Source organism: Candidatus Poribacteria bacterium (genome assembly GCA_028820845.1).
In the GTDB taxonomy this organism is placed as follows: Bacteria; Poribacteria; WGA-4E; order WGA-4E; family WGA-3G; genus WGA-3G.
The window spans coordinates 15,705-30,958 of the sequence record JAPPII010000062.1; the positions used below are offsets into that span (position 1 = coordinate 15,705).

The 15,254-nt window shown below is 48.4% G+C and carries 16 protein-coding genes; 9 read left to right on the top strand and 7 right to left on the bottom strand.

Going from position 1 to position 15,254, the window contains the following annotated elements; genetic code table 11:
- Positions 1-3 precede the first annotated feature (3 nt).
- The 8 genes from OXN25_12870 to OXN25_12905 all read left to right on the top strand — a co-directional run bounded on the left by OXN25_12870 (position 4) and on the right by OXN25_12905 (position 6,558).
- On the top strand, positions 4-1,212 hold the full coding sequence (locus tag OXN25_12870) for a glycosyltransferase family 2 protein (protein ID MDE0425750.1): 1,209 nt from the start codon (positions 4-6) through the stop codon (positions 1,210-1,212).
- Between the two features lie 115 nt (positions 1,213-1,327).
- Positions 1,328-1,744 carry a peptide-methionine (R)-S-oxide reductase MsrB gene (gene msrB, locus OXN25_12875; GenBank protein ID MDE0425751.1) on the top strand — a complete coding sequence of 139 codons (417 nt, stop codon included), beginning with the start codon at positions 1,328-1,330 and terminating at the stop codon, positions 1,742-1,744.
- A gap of 119 nt (positions 1,745-1,863) precedes the next feature.
- A complete protein-coding gene (locus OXN25_12880) occupies positions 1,864-3,084 on the top strand; it encodes a radical SAM protein (GenBank protein ID MDE0425752.1) in 1,221 nt (406 codons plus the stop codon).
- Between the two features lie 143 nt (positions 3,085-3,227).
- Positions 3,228-4,091, top strand: a complete 864-nt coding sequence (locus OXN25_12885) for a sugar phosphate isomerase/epimerase (GenBank protein MDE0425753.1) — start codon at positions 3,228-3,230, stop codon at positions 4,089-4,091.
- A gap of 79 nt (positions 4,092-4,170) precedes the next feature.
- On the top strand, positions 4,171-5,097 hold the full coding sequence (locus OXN25_12890; GenBank protein ID MDE0425754.1) for a phytanoyl-CoA dioxygenase family protein: 927 nt from the start codon (positions 4,171-4,173) through the stop codon (positions 5,095-5,097).
- A gap of 79 nt (positions 5,098-5,176) precedes the next feature.
- A complete protein-coding gene (locus tag OXN25_12895; protein MDE0425755.1) occupies positions 5,177-5,500 on the top strand; it encodes a hypothetical protein in 324 nt (107 codons plus the stop codon).
- A gap of 242 nt (positions 5,501-5,742) precedes the next feature.
- Positions 5,743-6,006, top strand: a complete 264-nt coding sequence (locus OXN25_12900; protein ID MDE0425756.1) for a hypothetical protein — start codon at positions 5,743-5,745, stop codon at positions 6,004-6,006.
- A gap of 177 nt (positions 6,007-6,183) precedes the next feature.
- Positions 6,184-6,558 carry a hypothetical protein gene (locus OXN25_12905; GenBank protein MDE0425757.1) on the top strand — a complete coding sequence of 125 codons (375 nt, stop codon included), beginning with the start codon at positions 6,184-6,186 and terminating at the stop codon, positions 6,556-6,558.
- A gap of 49 nt (positions 6,559-6,607) precedes the next feature.
- Here OXN25_12905 and OXN25_12910 read toward each other — a convergent pair whose 3' ends face one another.
- Both OXN25_12910 and OXN25_12915 read right to left on the bottom strand, forming a co-directional pair.
- On the bottom strand, positions 6,608-7,099 hold the full coding sequence (locus OXN25_12910; protein ID MDE0425758.1) for a hypothetical protein: 492 nt from the start codon (positions 7,097-7,099) through the stop codon (positions 6,608-6,610).
- Positions 7,099-7,659 carry a sigma-70 family RNA polymerase sigma factor gene (locus OXN25_12915; protein MDE0425759.1) on the bottom strand — a complete coding sequence of 187 codons (561 nt, stop codon included), beginning with the start codon at positions 7,657-7,659 and terminating at the stop codon, positions 7,099-7,101. Before OXN25_12915 ends, OXN25_12910 begins: the two co-directional genes overlap by 1 nt.
- Positions 7,660-7,928: 269 nt before the next feature.
- Between OXN25_12915 and mdh the strand changes: the two genes are divergently transcribed.
- A complete protein-coding gene (gene mdh, locus OXN25_12920) occupies positions 7,929-8,855 on the top strand; it encodes a malate dehydrogenase (GenBank protein MDE0425760.1) in 927 nt (308 codons plus the stop codon).
- An 87-nt stretch (positions 8,856-8,942) separates the two neighbouring features.
- Here the strand turns inward: mdh and OXN25_12925 are convergent, their stop codons facing one another.
- The 5 genes from OXN25_12925 to OXN25_12945 all read right to left on the bottom strand — a co-directional run bounded on the left by OXN25_12925 (position 8,943) and on the right by OXN25_12945 (position 15,135).
- Positions 8,943-9,548: a hypothetical protein gene (locus OXN25_12925; GenBank protein ID MDE0425761.1), complete on the bottom strand. Its 606-nt coding sequence runs from the start codon at positions 9,546-9,548 to the stop codon at positions 8,943-8,945.
- 51 nt (positions 9,549-9,599) lie between these two features.
- On the bottom strand, positions 9,600-11,534 hold the full coding sequence (dnaK, locus tag OXN25_12930; GenBank protein MDE0425762.1) for a molecular chaperone DnaK: 1,935 nt from the start codon (positions 11,532-11,534) through the stop codon (positions 9,600-9,602).
- Positions 11,535-12,059: 525 nt separating this feature from the next.
- Positions 12,060-12,782, bottom strand: a complete 723-nt coding sequence (locus tag OXN25_12935) for a phytanoyl-CoA dioxygenase family protein (protein MDE0425763.1) — start codon at positions 12,780-12,782, stop codon at positions 12,060-12,062.
- A gap of 73 nt (positions 12,783-12,855) precedes the next feature.
- Positions 12,856-14,352, bottom strand: a complete 1,497-nt coding sequence (locus tag OXN25_12940) for an Nramp family divalent metal transporter (GenBank protein ID MDE0425764.1) — start codon at positions 14,350-14,352, stop codon at positions 12,856-12,858.
- A gap of 54 nt (positions 14,353-14,406) precedes the next feature.
- On the bottom strand, positions 14,407-15,135 hold the full coding sequence (locus tag OXN25_12945) for a ThuA domain-containing protein (protein MDE0425765.1): 729 nt from the start codon (positions 15,133-15,135) through the stop codon (positions 14,407-14,409).
- Between the last annotated feature and the right edge of the window lie 119 nt (positions 15,136-15,254).

The following is a 15,254-nucleotide window of genomic DNA, read 5'->3' on the forward strand; positions in this document are numbered from 1 at the left end:
GCTATGCAGACGTACATTATCGCAACCGCCTATTTCCTCTTTATCCTTGAGTTACTCATCATCAGCCGTTCTTTTTGGTACGCGCGGCGTGAACGTAACGCAGAACGTCCACCCTATACACCAAAGGTGGCGATCATCGCACCTCACTATGGGTGGGACGCTGACACGGTAGAACACGCTAAAAGTCTTTTACGCCAAGACTACGCGGGTGTGTACGAAGTCTTCTTTGTCACACATGAAAAAGCGGACTCAGGGCACGATGCCTCCTATCCCCACCTATGTGAGATTGCCGAATCGCACCCGAATATTCATGTCCTCTTAGCACCGAACATCGTCGAGAACAACCTCCCACGCTCGCAAAAGGTTCAGAACCTGCTGACGGCGATAGAAAAACTCCCTGACGATACCGAAGTCATTGCCTTTGTGGATGCCGATGTCGCTATCCGAGAAGATTGGTTAACACTCCTTGTTACTCCACTCCAAGAATCAGACATAGGAACAACTGTCGGTGGACGGTTCTACTTCCCACAAACATGGAACCTCGCGTCCCTCGTGGAAGCCATTTGGGTAAACTTCCAAATGAGTTTCCAAGGGGACCATTCGCATACAATGGTGTGGGGTGGTTCTAACGCATTTCGACGCGAAATGCTCAAAAAAGCCCGAATCCTTCAACGCTGGGAAGAGGCAACAATCGAAGATCACAATACCACGCTTGCGATGAAAGATGTCAAACGCAAGGTGCATTTTGTCCCAGACTGCGTAGCCATTACGCGTACTGCGAATCGCAGATGGCATCAAATCGTTGAATTTACGAATCGCCAGATGATTATGACCCTTCACATGGGACTCTGGAGGCAGTGGCTTGCGAGCCTCATTGTGCTTCTACCGAAAGGCATCTTCGTGTTTGGGGCAATTCCATTTCTATTCTTTCGTGAAGGGCTACTCCCTATTGTCTTCATCCCTTTTTTGGAAGCATTTGGTTACAGACTCTACACCAAAAATCTACCGCAATGGCTCCGTGAAATGCCTAAGATGCGGGAAACAATTGGCATAACCTCTTATGTCACTTCAATTTCGGTATTCCTCGGCGGTATCAATGCTCTCTATGCAGTCTTCCAACGCAAAATCACGTGGGGTGGCGTGCGATACGAAATCTTGTCGGCGACAAAATGTAAAGTTTTAGGACGGGTTAAGCCAAAACGAGAAAAATGATGGTTTTCAGTTTTCAACCGTTGACCAGCATGCCATGAAAACAGTCTTGTTTTTTTTTTGAAAATATGGCATAGTATTTTTCAAAGAAATCTGGCACATTCGTAAGGGGTAAAAAATGGGTGTAGAAAAGGTTGTTAAATCAGAAAAAGAATGGAAAGAACAACTCTCACAGGAAGAGTATCAGGTAACCCGGAAGAAAGGGACAGAACGCGCCTTCACGGGGCAATACCACGATTGCAAAGAGCAAGGGACCTATCACTGTATCTGCTGCGGCAGTCCACTTTTTAGCTCGGAGACCAAATACGATTCAGGGACAGGGTGGCCGAGTTTTTGGGAATCTATTACGCCCGAATCTGTTGAGACCAAACCGGATCGTAGCATATTTTTTATGCCACGCACGGAAGTCGTCTGTAGTCGGTGCGACGCACATCTCGGACACGTCTTTAATGACGGACCTAATCCGACAGGTAAGCGTTATTGTTTGAACTCTGCGGCACTTACATTGGTCAAAGAAGAACCAGATAGCGAATAGCAATTGGCAGTTGGCAATTAGCGATTGGCAGTTGGCGAATAGCCATAAACCATAGACCAGCAGCCATAGACCTGACTGCTATTTGCTAACAGCAAACTGCGAGAAAAAAAGGAGAATTAATGGCACTACGTAGCCGAATTTCACCACGATTTTTTATCAATGAACTTTCGAGTGCTATATCGGAAGATTGGGATACCTCCAGGAAGTTCGCGCGCTACCAACTCGCTAAGGAAAGTTTCAACTGGCGACATCCGCTCGGCGCAAAACACGGTAGAGGCGACGCTATCCAACTGGTGAGTCTCCGCATTACCGATATGTGTAACCTCCGTTGCCATTCCTGCGGACAATGGGGCGATAACGGCTACCTCCTCGGAAAATCCATGAAAGAGCTCAAGCAGCGCGAGGTCCCAGTCGAAGTCTATAAAGACCTCGTGGACCAGATTGTGGATGAAGGCTGGTCTCCTGTGTGGTACATCTGGGGTGGCGAACCGATGCTTTACCCTGACATCATCGAATTGATGCACTACATCAAGGATCGTGGAATGCCGATATCACTCGTTAGCAACGCGACACACATCGCCAGACGCGCTGAAGATATTTTGGAAACCTGTAAAATTATCTACTTGAGCGTTGATGGACCGAATGAGGAAATTCACAATACACAACGTCCGGGTCTAACCGCAAACTACGACAACTTTAAAGATGTCAAGGCTGCGTTAGAAATACTCAGCGCAGAAAAAGAGAAGCGGAATGTCAAGTTTCCTTATATTATTCCGCTCAGCTGCGTTACGATGTATAACATTGACGTTGTTGTAGACCTCTACAAGTTCACGAGCCAATACGCTGATGCGCAGATCTTCTATCTGACATGGTGGATAGACTCGGAATCGGCACAGGAACACACGGAAGACTTTGAGAGCCGTTTCGGTTTTAAGCCACAAACCCATTACGGTTGGATAGGGACGTGGAAGGACTTCGACCATGGGGTCATTCTTGACAGATTTGAAGAGATGGAAAGCCTTTCCGAAAAACAGCAGAAATGTCCGCCTATCATGATGCCACGCCTCAATACACGTGGCGAAATTCAACGGTATTATACCGACCACCAGCAGACCTTCGGTTATAACCAGTGTGTCAGTATCTATATGACGATGGAGATTGACAGCAACGGCGATGTGAGCCTCTGCCGCGATTACCACGATTACATCATCGGCAATATCAAAACAGATAAGGCTGTCGATATGTGGAACAACCAGAAGGCGATGAAGTTCCGGCAGTCCGTGAGTAATGATGGGCCGATGCCTGTCTGCCGTCGCTGCTGTGGACTCATGGGGTTTTAATGGTTGTTAGTTGTTAGTTGTTGGTTGTTGGTTGTCAGTTAAAAGAGTTTCTGTAACAATTTACCAAGGCTTGTTTTACACCAGCGGAAACAATTTTTTGTAGAAATGCGTTAATTGATAATCGATGATATATTGGAGAGACTATGAAAATAGGATTACGTATCCCCGGCACAGCCCGTCAACTGCCTTTTGCAGATTTCTGTAAATGGTGTGCAGACAACGGGTTTGAAGCCGTTGATATTGGAGAAGTTACACCCGGAATTGTTCAAACCGCGCGGGATGCCGGTCTCGCGATCGGCAGTGCGGACCTCCCCGGTGTCCGAGACCTACTCAGCCCTAAGAAATCCAAGCAGAAAGCCGGTGCTTCAGCAGCAAAGGACGCTATCGAAGCCGCCGCTGACAACGATGTGCATATCATGTTCTGTGTCTTCGTACCCGAAGATGCAAGTCTCGGTCGCGCCAAAAACTTTGAGATTTGGAAGGATACTATCCCACCGATCGCTGAGTTTGCGGCATCTAAGGATGTGACAATCGCGATTGAAGGGTGGCCGGGTCCCGGACCTGCTTATCCTGCCCTCGGCTGCACACCAGAGATGTGGCGTGCGATGTTCGAGGTGTGTTCCTCTCCGGGTTTGGGAATCAACTACGATCCGTCCCATCTCGTCAGAATCGGCATTGATTACCTCCGCGCGCTTGACGAATTCGCATCCTATGTTAAACACGTCCACGGCAAAGATACCGACTTCGACGAAGAAGCACTCTATCTGCACGGTAATCTGGGACCGAGTTTCCGTGATGCTCGTGGGTTCGGTGAAGATTGGTGGCGGTATACCATTCCTGGCGATGGTATCGTCGATTGGCTGAAAGTCGTTCAACGTTTAGAAGATGAAGGTTTTGACGGTATCGTTAGCGTGGAACTCGAAGATTACCGCTATTGGCGAACATGGGAAGCAGAATCTGACGGTCTGCGCCGCTCACGCGAATACCTGGCACAGTACGTACGCTAACTTGTTGTGGGAGGGGTTTTTAACCCCCGATATATCCAACTATTCAGAACAGGCAACAGCACTGCTAAGGAGAATCACTATGAAGGAACTTCTTAATATGGGCATGGAAGCTGCACCTGAAAAATACCTTGCCCACCTCATCACAGAAGAAGAACGCACCTTTTTTGAAGAACACGGGTATCTATACGTCCCGAACGCTCTCTCTACAGAGATGCGCGAACAGCTAATCAATGCTGTAGATACCTTGCATAACAAAGCACTTGCCAATGGCAGAGCAACGCCGGGTTCACATTGGGGCTGGTCGGATTTCCTCGGTGCCGATGACGCACTCTTAAATCTCGTCGATCTACCGACGACGTTACCGAAAGTCTGGGGCATCTTGGGTTGGAATATCTACCTCTACCATGCCCACATGCACATCAAACCCCCCGCGGCACCTGACACCGAAGCGGGTGAAGGCTGGCTGGAATGGCATCAAGACAGCGGACGCGTTAATATCGAGTTGGAGACGAATCCACGCCCGCGTTTGTCTCTGAAAGTGGGGTATTTCCTCACCGATGTCTCTGAACCCGGTCGCGGTAACTTCTATATCCGTCCGGGCAGTCATTTGTCAGATATGGACGTTCCAATGGCTGAAATTGCACGAGACCCGCGCGAAGCGACAGCAGACGATGTGCCTGACGATGCGATGCCGGTCTGTGTAGCGCCTGGAACCGCCGTGTTGTTTGATAGGAGACTCTGGCACTCCCGGAGTCCGAACCACTCCGATATGACTCGGAAAGCACTCTTCTACGGTTACGGCTACCGCTGGATCCGTCCAAAAGACGAGATGAGCGTTGAAGCACTCTACGACCGGTGCGGTCCAATCCGTCGGCAGCTCCTCGGTGCCGCCACCCGAAATAACGGACGCTACGTTCCCTCCGAAGATGACGTACCGCTCCGCGGTTGGTTGATTGATAACCTTGGGGACAACCCTGCATTCGCAATGGGACCCCGCCATGCTTAAGCTCTAATCTCTCAAGGCGAGGCTTAGTGCCTCGCCTAACGCTCTCCTCTCAATCTGTAGTACTCCGTAGGAATTTCAAATGGACGACGAGCTGCAAAGGAAACGCGAAGCTGTCAAAAAACAGATGATTGACTTCGGACATTCAAAAAAAGCGCAAATTATTTTCTTCGGTACAATAGGTGTATGTTGCACAGGTGCTTTCATCACCCTTTTCCTGGGTGATGCCTATACGATTCTGAATCTCTGTTTGGTGGTGCCGAGTATATGGATGGCGTTTTTACGGTTGCTGCTTTTTAGAATGGAGTTTCCGGAGTCGCGTTTCCTCCGCTGTGCCTTCTATTTTGTCCTCCTTCTCAGCGTTGTCAGCTCCATATTACTCATCAAACATCTGGTAAAAGGATGATGACTAATGAACAGTGGAATGGTGGAAACTCCTGATTTTAGGTGTTCTCTGCGTAGGAATGTATTCTTGGCGGATATGGCAGTGGCGGCGGCTGCCGCCGAAACGTAAGAAATGGTGGTAGTAGAGACCTCTGTTTGATGTGAGGAAGTTCTGCATTTTTCTGAACATTTTCAGGGAATGTTGCTCTCTTTAAGAGGAGGATCTGGGACAAGGATATTATTTTTTAGAGTAAGGAGTATGTTATGAAATTCCGAATTTTAACAAGCAGCCAACGCAGGCGAGAGAGGGTATTTGATATGTGCCTTGTGATGTCTTACATTGGATGGCTACTGAAGAGTGTTCGCGAAGCACATCTTTTGCAAATGGTTGGCTCTCTTGGGCTCTTATGGGCGTGCATGTCCTGGTTGATGCAAAAAATTGAAATTGACAAACTTTGGTTTCACATTGCCGCAACTGTTCTACTATTAGTGTGGATGTATCTGGCACCAATTCTTTTTACCCCGTAAATTTACTCGAGGCGATTCACGTGAACGCGAATCGCCCCACAGCATATTGCAACAGTTAGTTAGTTAACTAAATTTGATTCCAACGCACTGGGTGAACATTGATTATCATTTTACACTGACACCACTGCGACACTTCAAACATCCTGTTATTTCATAAGGCTATAAGGAGGTATTCTAATGGCTGAGTCTTTTTGGACAGGCATAAGTAGTATACTAACCTTGATCACTCTACTGACAAGTTGTCTGTTGGTCCTTCCAGTCTACTATAGTTTAAAAGAAAAAAAAATCAAATTTAGAGTTTTAACATCTTCAAAACGTACTCAGGAGAGAATATTTGATGCCGGTGCGCTGTTATTGTTTATCGGTATACTGCTTGGAAGAAATCCTGGAGCAGAGGATTTGCGGTGCTTTGGAGCACTTTTTTTGGCATGGAGCACCATGTCATGGGTTTTTCAACGAAGAAGAATCCAAGATACTGTTCAGGTTCATTTGATAGCATTGGGGTTATTGATTTTGATTGTTTGTTTGATTATGATTTTTATGGTCAGATAAAAAATAGCACGGGCAGCAATGCCGCCCGTGAGGATAGAAAGAATTCTCTCTATTGAGATTGTTCTGCTACGCCATTATAGGTATTACCCATGTAGCCACCTGAGTTTCGAGTTGTTTCCCCCATTTCCCTATTAACGGCTGGATTAAAGATAGTCTCACCAACAGCAATAACCACATTTATCACTGGAGCCTCTTTAAGAAGACCTACAAAAGACTTTGCAGCATTCCACAAGCTCGATCCTCCACCACTGTTAGAGCTAGACTCACGCTTTTCTACACACTCCGAACAAGAGCAATCAGAGGCATGAGCATATTTGACACAATCATTTGGATCATGATGCGCTGCGCCCCCACAGTCGGAACAACGTGCTCCGAATGCGAAAACCAAAGCTGGTGTAAGTGTCAGCGTAATTAACATAATCAGTACTATCAATCGTGAATATTGACACATTCTTTTTCTCCTTAATTGGAAAGTCGTATTATGCCCAACAGAAAGGTTGAGCAAACTTAAAACACAATCCAACCAAGCCACCGCTCTCATCACTCAGGCTCCACGCCGAACTCTTTTCGGAGAAGTCCTCTCGCTTCATGAAGTTTGCGCTTGACCGTGCCAAGTGGCAGATCAAGTTCTTCCGCAATCTCCTTTAGCGACACATCGTGAAGATAAAACAATATCGCAACTTCCCGCAGATACTCAGGCTTATTCGGTAGATGTCGCACTGCCTCAACTAACCTTGCCTTCAATTCTGTCTCGCGAAAAAGCATGAAAGCATTCCGATCGGCGTGGTATGTCAACACTTCATCCTCGTAAGGACGCTCGCCCCGCGAATGGTAGGCGGTGTTGTAATACCGTCTACATTGGTTAGAGGCGATTTGTCGCAACCATCCCCCGAAGCTGCTGACATTCCGTAAGCCGCCTATGTTCTCCCAGACCGCCTGCCAAGTATCTTGTAGGATTTCCATGGCATCTTCATAGTTACGCGATTCTGCAAGGATCAAGGGCCATACACGCGGGGTGTAGTGTTCCATCAACGCACGAAGATGTCTATCATCTCCCGCTTGGAGCCTCCGAATTAAATTTGTTGCTATATCGTTGTTCATTCAGCGATAACCCGTTCGGATTTGGGCATAGAGGGAAGGTTATCGCAAAAAGGTTCAGAAAAATGTGAAAAAAAGCAAGTTAGGAAGTTGGAAAAGAGGAAGGTTGGAAGGGAGCGGTGTTTATCTGATGACGCGAATTTTAAGAGCAAGAGGTCGGTATTGGAAAATCCCAGTCCTACAAGAGACTTGATTATTTCCAAATTTCTGGGTATAATTAATAGAAGTCATTTTAAGAATAAAAACTGTATATTTTCACATTGGAGGTAGAAGTGGCAAGAAAAAAAATCAGTGTTATTGGTGCGGGGAATGTCGGTGCAACAGCGGCGTTTCTGATCGCACAGAAACAACTCGGGGATGTCGTCCTGATAGACATCGTTGACGGGGTCCCGCAAGGTAAGGCATTGGACATGGCACAAATGGGGCCCGTGGAACTGTTTGATGCCGCAGTTGACGGCGATCTCGATTACAGTGCAACTGCAGGTTCCGATCTCGTAATTATTACATCAGGTTCCCCACGTAAACCGGGGATGACGCGCGAAGACCTGTTGCAAACGAATGCCAATATCGTCGGCAGCGTCACAGAAAACGTCGTGAAACAGTCGCCAGACTGCGTTATTGTGATGCTCACCAACCCGTTGGACATCATGACCTACCACGCGTGGAAAGTCTCAGGATTTCCTTCACACCGCGTCGTCGGGCAGGCGGGCATACTCGACTCGGCGAGGTTCCGTTATTTCATCTCTCTTGAACTCGGTGTTTCCGTAGAAGACATCCATGCGCTCGTTCTCGGTGGACACGGCGACACGATGGTGCCGCTTCCGCGCTATACGACCGTCAACGGCATCCCGATTCCGCAACTCATACCGGAAGATCGTATTGAAGCGATGGCACAACGCACGCGGGACGGTGGTGCTGAGATCGTTAACCTTCTCAAAACAAGTGGCTATTACGCTGCGGGTTCATCGTTAGCACAGATGGCGGAAGCCATTATTCTCGATAAGAAACGGCTGCTGCCCTGTTCTGCACATCTCACGGGGCAATATGGGATTGACGATTTGTATATTGGGGTTCCGATTAAACTCGGTGGGAACGGTGTGGAGGAGATTCTTGAGATCGAATTGACTGATGACGAACTTGGGTCTTTACAGCATTCTGCTGCGACCTATCGGGAAGGGATTGCGTTGTTGGGATATTAGATAGATAAGAAAAAAAGCACCCATCACGCCGATTCGCTGTTGAATCGAGCGATGGGTGCTATAATAAACCCTATTGCCTGTCTAACCTCACGCCTTTTGTGCCACCATACCGGCGAGGGTGCCGAGGATCCTGTCGCACCGCTCAATCGTATAGGTTGCGATATCAATCTGTAAGCACTTCCCTTGCAACTTGAGGAACTGCCACTCTATTCCTGTTGTGGAGGCACCGTAAATCCAAGAGATGTCATTCTCTCTTTCAGTGTTAAAGCGTTGGGCAGCGAGCATCTCTGCGACACACTGCCCAAGCCCAAGTTTCAGATCAAGATTCTTTGCCTCAACAAGCGCGATAACAGGTGCCTCTACATAAGATTGCCGAGGCGACAGGCTCACCAAAAAATCACACACACCAGTTAATCCACTTTCAGCGTCAACGTTGAAGTCGATTCCCGAAAAAAGACTAATTTTGCGATCAAATTTCTCCCGCAATTCAACGAGAACAGGGGAGACAATCAGTTCCGAGCGGGCTTTCTCTGTGTTTATAGTAGCGGCTAAAGGCACATTTCTCGCCAACGCATTTGTGAGTTCTGCACTTAGGCTCACCGGTTCGATTTCGGCAAAGATACCGGCGTGTTCAACCAATTCAAGTTCAAATTCTTTTTCCACTGTTTCGAGAGTAAAGTTGCTATAAGCCATCGTGGAAACCTCCTACATCACACCAAGGGAATCGCAATTTAGAGGGCCCGCTTAACTTTTATCCTTTTTTTCATCTTCGTCAACAACTTCATATTCAGCGTCAACGACATCGCTGTCAGCGGCATCAGTTGTCGCCTCAGCAGCGGACGGATCGCCTGCAGCTGCCCCTGGATCTGCCTCTGCTGCTTGTTGATATATCAACTGAGAGACCTCGTGCCAGACCTGCGTTAATTCGTCTGTTGCGGATTGGATCTCGGCGTTGTTATTAGACTCCAACGCCTGCTTGACACGGGCAACAGCGGCGTTCACCTTCTCCTTGGAAGCGTCGTCTATCTTGTCTCCCAATTCGCTGAGGTTTTTCTCTGTCTCGTAAACCAGAGAATCCGCACGGTTGCGCGCTTCGACTTCTTCCCGTTTCTGCTTATCCTCTTCAGCGTGCGTTTCGGCATCCTTGACCATCTGATCAATTTCGGCTTCGCTCAGTCCAGAGGATGCGGTAATGGTAATCTTCTGCTCTTTACCCGTCGCTGTATCTTTCGCGGATACGTTAAGTATACCATTTGCATCAATATCAAAGGTCACTTCAATCTGCGGAACACCTCTCGGTGCAGGTGGCAGTTCACCCAATCGGAACCGTCCAATGGTTTTGTTGTAAACCGCTTGCTCCCGTTCGCCTTGGAGGACATGGACATCAACGGCTGTCTGATTGTTCTCAGCAGTCGTGAATATATTCGATTTCTTAGTAGGAATCGTCGTGTTCCTATCAATCAACCGTGTGAACATCCCACCGAGGGTTTCAATACCGAGGGAAAGCGGTGTAACGTCTAATAAGAGGATGTCCTTAACCTCTTCATCGCCTGCGAGGACTCCCCCTTGAATTGCGGCACCGATTGCGACGACCTCATCCGGATTGACCCCTTTGTGCGGTTCTTTGCCGAAGAGTTGCTCAACAGCCTCCTGGACTTTGGGCATACGCGTCTGACCACCGACGAGGATAATCTCATCAATGTCAGCGGGTTGCATCTCCGCATCGGCGAGTGCCTGTCTGCAGGGTTCAAGCGAACGTTGGACTAAATTATCTGTAATTTGTTCCAACTTTGCCCGGGTAAGCGTCAGGTTCAGGTGCTTCGGACCACTGGCATCGACAGTGATAAAAGGCAAGTTGATGTCGGTTTGTAGTGTACTGGAGAGTTCACACTTCGCGGTCTCTGCCGCCTCTTTTAGCCGTTGCAGTGCCATCTGATCAGTGCGTAAATCAATCCCTTGGCTACTGAGGAACTCCTGCGCCATCCAGTCGATAACCGCCTGATCAAAATCGTCGCCACCGAGGTGTGTATCGCCGTTTGTGCTTTTTACCTCAAAAACCCCGTCCCCGATTTCCAGAATAGAGATGTCAAACGTCCCACCACCGAGGTCATAAACAGCAATCTTTTTGTCGCCTTCATTCTGAAGACCATAAGCGAGCGATGCGGCGGTCGGTTCATTGATAATCCGCTCGACTTCCAATCCAGCGATTTTACCGGCATCCGCCGTCGCCTGACGTTGGGAATCATTGAAGTAAGCGGGAACAGTGACAACCGCTTTCGTAACATCTTCACCGAGATACGCCTCAGCAGTTTCCTTCATCTTCCGCAAAACCATAGCAGAAATTTCAGGGGGCGAATAATCTTTTCCGTCGATGTTCACGGCGACATCGCCGCCTGTATCGGCTTTTAATTCATAAGGCACGCGGGAAGCATCATTACCTATTTCGTTAAATTTCCGCCCCATGAACCTTTTAATCGAAAAAATTGTATTTTGCGGGTTCGTGATCGCTTGTCTTTTAGCAACGAGTCCAACGGGGCGCTCTCCCTCTTTGGTAAAACCGACAACAGAGGGGGTAGTCCGATTCCCTTCCGTATTTTCGATGACCTTGGCATCACCGCTTTCTAAAACGGCTACGCACGAATTTGTTGTACCTAAATCAATTCCAATGACTTTGCTCATTTCTCAATACTCCTATGCATAAATAATTTCAAAGGCAGGCAGATTACGCAACAACGTACCTACCCGTTATAAGGCATTTCCTCGTTCTCCACTGCCTCCACACATTCCACAGCAGAAAGTCCACCGACAACACCTCACCCGTTTATAGTAGATTTTAGAATTAATTTTACACTTCGCATCGGTGCGGTTAGAAACCGCACCTACTGGGGGTGTTTGAGAATGTAAATGTATTTACGGAATCTACTATAATGAATAAGTTGCAATATTCATGCCAACGTTAATTGCTTGAAATAGCCAAATTCCTATCAAATGTCTGCCAAATTGGCACGGTCTTAAGAATGCAGCGATACCACAAGTCAATTTGACTGACCACGGACATCGTATTTCTGCTTGAGAAGTCCCCAAGCCGTCGGCAGTTTTGCATCAGGGTTAACTGCCAAAATTTCTTGGATGCCTCCTTGGATATTTTAAAAAAAACTGAGGCGGATGTAAGACACACCCGCCCTTGAAAACTAAGGCATCTCTCTAAGCGAAGGGGAATGTGCCTTGATAACCGCGCGGGCGAGAGACATGCCAAACGCCCTCATACATCGGGGTTACCTGATAATGACACACGACGTTGCTCCGTTCCATATCGTCGCGTTCTTTCGCGCCTTGGTGTGGAATGTGATTGATGAACAGGACACAATCACCGGCTTTCGGATGCAGGATCACGTGTTCTTGCGCCTCACACCACGCTTCAAATTTGGGACGATCTAACGGGTAGAGATGCGGTGGTTCTGACAGATGCCCGCCTTTGATGAACTTGAGGTGTCCCTCACCGGGATCGTTGTCCTGAAAATAGAACGTCGTGTTAATTCCTACAGGTGCCATCGCAAACGGATGTTCTTCGACGTATCGCTTCTCCTGCCAGTAGCCGTAAAAATCCATGTGCCACTCTTGGAGATACGGCCCCGGATTGATGTGTGCCCGTAGGCTTCGGAGCTGGCACTGCTTGCCCATTAACCCTTCCAAATAGGGACGGACACTGGGATGCCCGACGAGAGGATCGTAGGTATCGGGTTCCCGATCCAAGAGGGTATCAAACCACATGTTCCCTACGGCGTTTAAGCCCTCTTCCCACCCCATTTCGCGTGCATAATTGATGCGCTGACGAATACGTTCTGTCTCTTCTGGAGACAACGCGCCCTCTATTAAAACGAAACCTTCTTCTTGTAGTTGCGCGAGTTTATCTTTGATGTCTGCCATGTTCCATCTCCTTCTGAAGATTCAGAGTTATTGACGGTATTTTATACCTTTACGTGAAAGGGGTCAACCTTCATTAGAACCATTGAGCGAGAAGTTTGGAGATTTTGACGTACAACCCCCAGCCACTAATTCCAGCAAACACAATAAGCACCCCTGCCGAAATAAGCGCACCGACGAACATAAACGGCTTCGTCCGATACGCGCGCGGCAGTTTAGCGTTCAAATATAACGCAGCAAGCATCATCACAGCAATTGAAAAATTTGCCAAAATAAATCCAGCAATCTGTGTCAAAATGTCAAATGGGATGTTCAACCAGATGAGTACCATCGTCGTAACAAAGATGTAGAGACAGACCCATTTGCGAAGCGTCCCGTAGTTCCATTGGTGTTGGGGCCAGATCGCCTGAAAGAACTCCTGCATCACGCGGGCATAAATCTCTGGGAGTGCCTGCAGTGTTCCCCACAATGCGACGATGATACAAATATAATACACCCAGACGAGTGAGCCGTGAATATTTTGCCAGACGCTCGCCTGATCGGTCAGCAAACTCCACCCTTCAAAGGTGCTTTGCATGCCATACAGGACAGCCGCACCTGAAATCATGAAAGCACCCGTCACAATGAAGAGGACGATTGCACCCATGCCGATATCCCAACGGAGCGGTGCCAGGATTTTACGGAGTTGGCTTACTTGTTCGGGTTGCTCAGGGAGGTAATCGATTCTATCACGTTCACCGGCGAGTCGGCGCACATCCACAATGTTCTGATGGGAGGTCATACCCCAGCGGTGGATGCCGACCCAATTGGCGTAGACGATGTACCCCATCACAGATCCGCCGACATAACCGAATGCCGTCGCCATTGTCAATAACGGGTTCTCAACTGCATCCTGCGGTGCCCATTCAGGAAATTCAGGCAGATGTCCAAAACGGAGGCTCCCGACAACGGCTTTACCTAAGTCTGGACGCACCATCAAGGTGCCGATGATAGTCCCGACAACGAGGATAGCACAGATGATGAGTTGCTGCTTTTCGAGCCTTTCAAAGGAGATACGCAAACCGAAAAGGAGGGCAAGGGTGATGAAACAGGACGTGATAAGGTTTTCCCAAACAGGTTGCGAGATCCCGGAAGGCAGGGCGTCCCTAAATAAATGATGGAGCAACGCGCCGCACGGTTTTCCAATTGGCACCCACGCCAAAGGCGCGCCTATCATTTCAAAGAGAACAATCCCGATAAGAAGCCATCCGCGCGGTCCAGGCAGCTTGACGAGCCGGTGTCCGATATATTCGCCGCTGACTGCGGTATAACGCCCAAGGAGATACGTGACAAAAATGCCTTTGACAGCGCAACTGAGAAGCACAAGCCAGAGCAAGTTATATCCTGCCCACGCCCCTGCTCGAACGACAACAATCGTTTCACCTGCGCCAATACTCACAGAAGCGACAATCGCCGCGGGTCCAAATACGGCAGCGAGCGCAATTATTTTCTTCAGAGACCACGGTTCAGCATGAGGACCCGTAACGGGTGGAATATCCACAGTCTCAGTACTTCGGTTTTCTTCTGTCTGCATAGAGATTACCCAATGAAATGAGCGGGTTCAGAGACCCGCTCACTTCTATATACCCTATTCCAAAGGCTCTAAGGGTTGTGCGTTTCCAAAGACCGGTGTCGGCGCGTTACCGGGTGCTGCCCACCGTGCAGCGTTTGCGATGACATGCCGAACGTTTTCATCGTAATAGATCGGGTAGGTCTCATGACCGGGACGGAAATAGAAGATTTTGCCCCGCCCGCGATAATAACAGCATCCACTTCGGAAGACTTCACCGCCGGGGAACCAACTCACGAAAATAAGTGTATCGGGTTCAGGAATATCAAAGGGTTCGCCATACATTTCGGCGTGCTCTATTTCAAAGTATTCACCCAAGCCTTCAACAATCGGATGTCCGTGTTCAATCACCCAAAGCCGTTCTTTTTCAGCGGCTTCACGCCATTTGAGGCTACACGAGGTCCCCATCAAACCGGTGAAGGGTTTAGAATAGTGTGCAGAATGGAGGACGATAAGTCCCATGCCGTCCAACACACGTGCGCGAACTTTCGCAGCGATAGCGTCATCAACGGCACCGTGTGCGGCATGTCCCCACCATATTAAGACATCCGTGTTTGTGAGCACATCGTCGGTTAAGCCGTGTTCGGGTTCATCTAACGTTGCGGTCTGAATTTTGAAACCGCCCGCTTTGTCGAGACCCTCCGCAATCGCACCGTGAATCCCATTGGGGTAGAGACCACCAATGAATTCGTTTGTTTTCTCGTGCCTAAATTCATTCCAGACCGTAACTTGAATTGGTTGCGCCATAACTTTCTCCTTTAGAATAATTATCAGTTAAATCAACGGTATGAATGCGAATCAACGGTATGAAGCCCGTATGGGCTTCCCCGGATGGCATTCCCCGGGTTGTCGGTTAAGAGGTTTCT

Excerpts from the sequence above, each read along its gene's own strand:
- OXN25_12870 (MDE0425750.1), top strand. The coding sequence starts at position 4 with ATGCAGACGTACATTATCGCAACCGCCTATTTCCTCTTTATCCTTGAG.
- msrB (MDE0425751.1), top strand. The coding sequence starts at position 1,328 with ATGGGTGTAGAAAAGGTTGTTAAATCAGAAAAAGAATGGAAAGAACAA.
- OXN25_12880 (MDE0425752.1), top strand. The coding sequence starts at position 1,864 with ATGGCACTACGTAGCCGAATTTCACCACGATTTTTTATCAATGAACTT.
- OXN25_12885 (MDE0425753.1), top strand. The coding sequence starts at position 3,228 with ATGAAAATAGGATTACGTATCCCCGGCACAGCCCGTCAACTGCCTTTT.
- OXN25_12890 (MDE0425754.1), top strand. The coding sequence starts at position 4,171 with ATGAAGGAACTTCTTAATATGGGCATGGAAGCTGCACCTGAAAAATAC.
- OXN25_12895 (MDE0425755.1), top strand. The coding sequence starts at position 5,177 with ATGGACGACGAGCTGCAAAGGAAACGCGAAGCTGTCAAAAAACAGATG.
- OXN25_12900 (MDE0425756.1), top strand. The coding sequence starts at position 5,743 with ATGAAATTCCGAATTTTAACAAGCAGCCAACGCAGGCGAGAGAGGGTA.
- OXN25_12905 (MDE0425757.1), top strand. The coding sequence starts at position 6,184 with ATGGCTGAGTCTTTTTGGACAGGCATAAGTAGTATACTAACCTTGATC.
- OXN25_12910 (MDE0425758.1), bottom strand. The coding sequence starts at position 7,099 with ATGAGAGCGGTGGCTTGGTTGGATTGTGTTTTAAGTTTGCTCAACCTT.
- OXN25_12915 (MDE0425759.1), bottom strand. The coding sequence starts at position 7,659 with ATGAACAACGATATAGCAACAAATTTAATTCGGAGGCTCCAAGCGGGA.
- OXN25_12925 (MDE0425761.1), bottom strand. The coding sequence starts at position 9,548 with ATGGCTTATAGCAACTTTACTCTCGAAACAGTGGAAAAAGAATTTGAA.
- dnaK (MDE0425762.1), bottom strand. The coding sequence starts at position 11,534 with ATGAGCAAAGTCATTGGAATTGATTTAGGTACAACAAATTCGTGCGTA.
- OXN25_12935 (MDE0425763.1), bottom strand. The coding sequence starts at position 12,782 with ATGGCAGACATCAAAGATAAACTCGCGCAACTACAAGAAGAAGGTTTC.
- OXN25_12940 (MDE0425764.1), bottom strand. The coding sequence starts at position 14,352 with ATGCAGACAGAAGAAAACCGAAGTACTGAGACTGTGGATATTCCACCC.
- OXN25_12945 (MDE0425765.1), bottom strand. The coding sequence starts at position 15,135 with ATGGCGCAACCAATTCAAGTTACGGTCTGGAATGAATTTAGGCACGAG.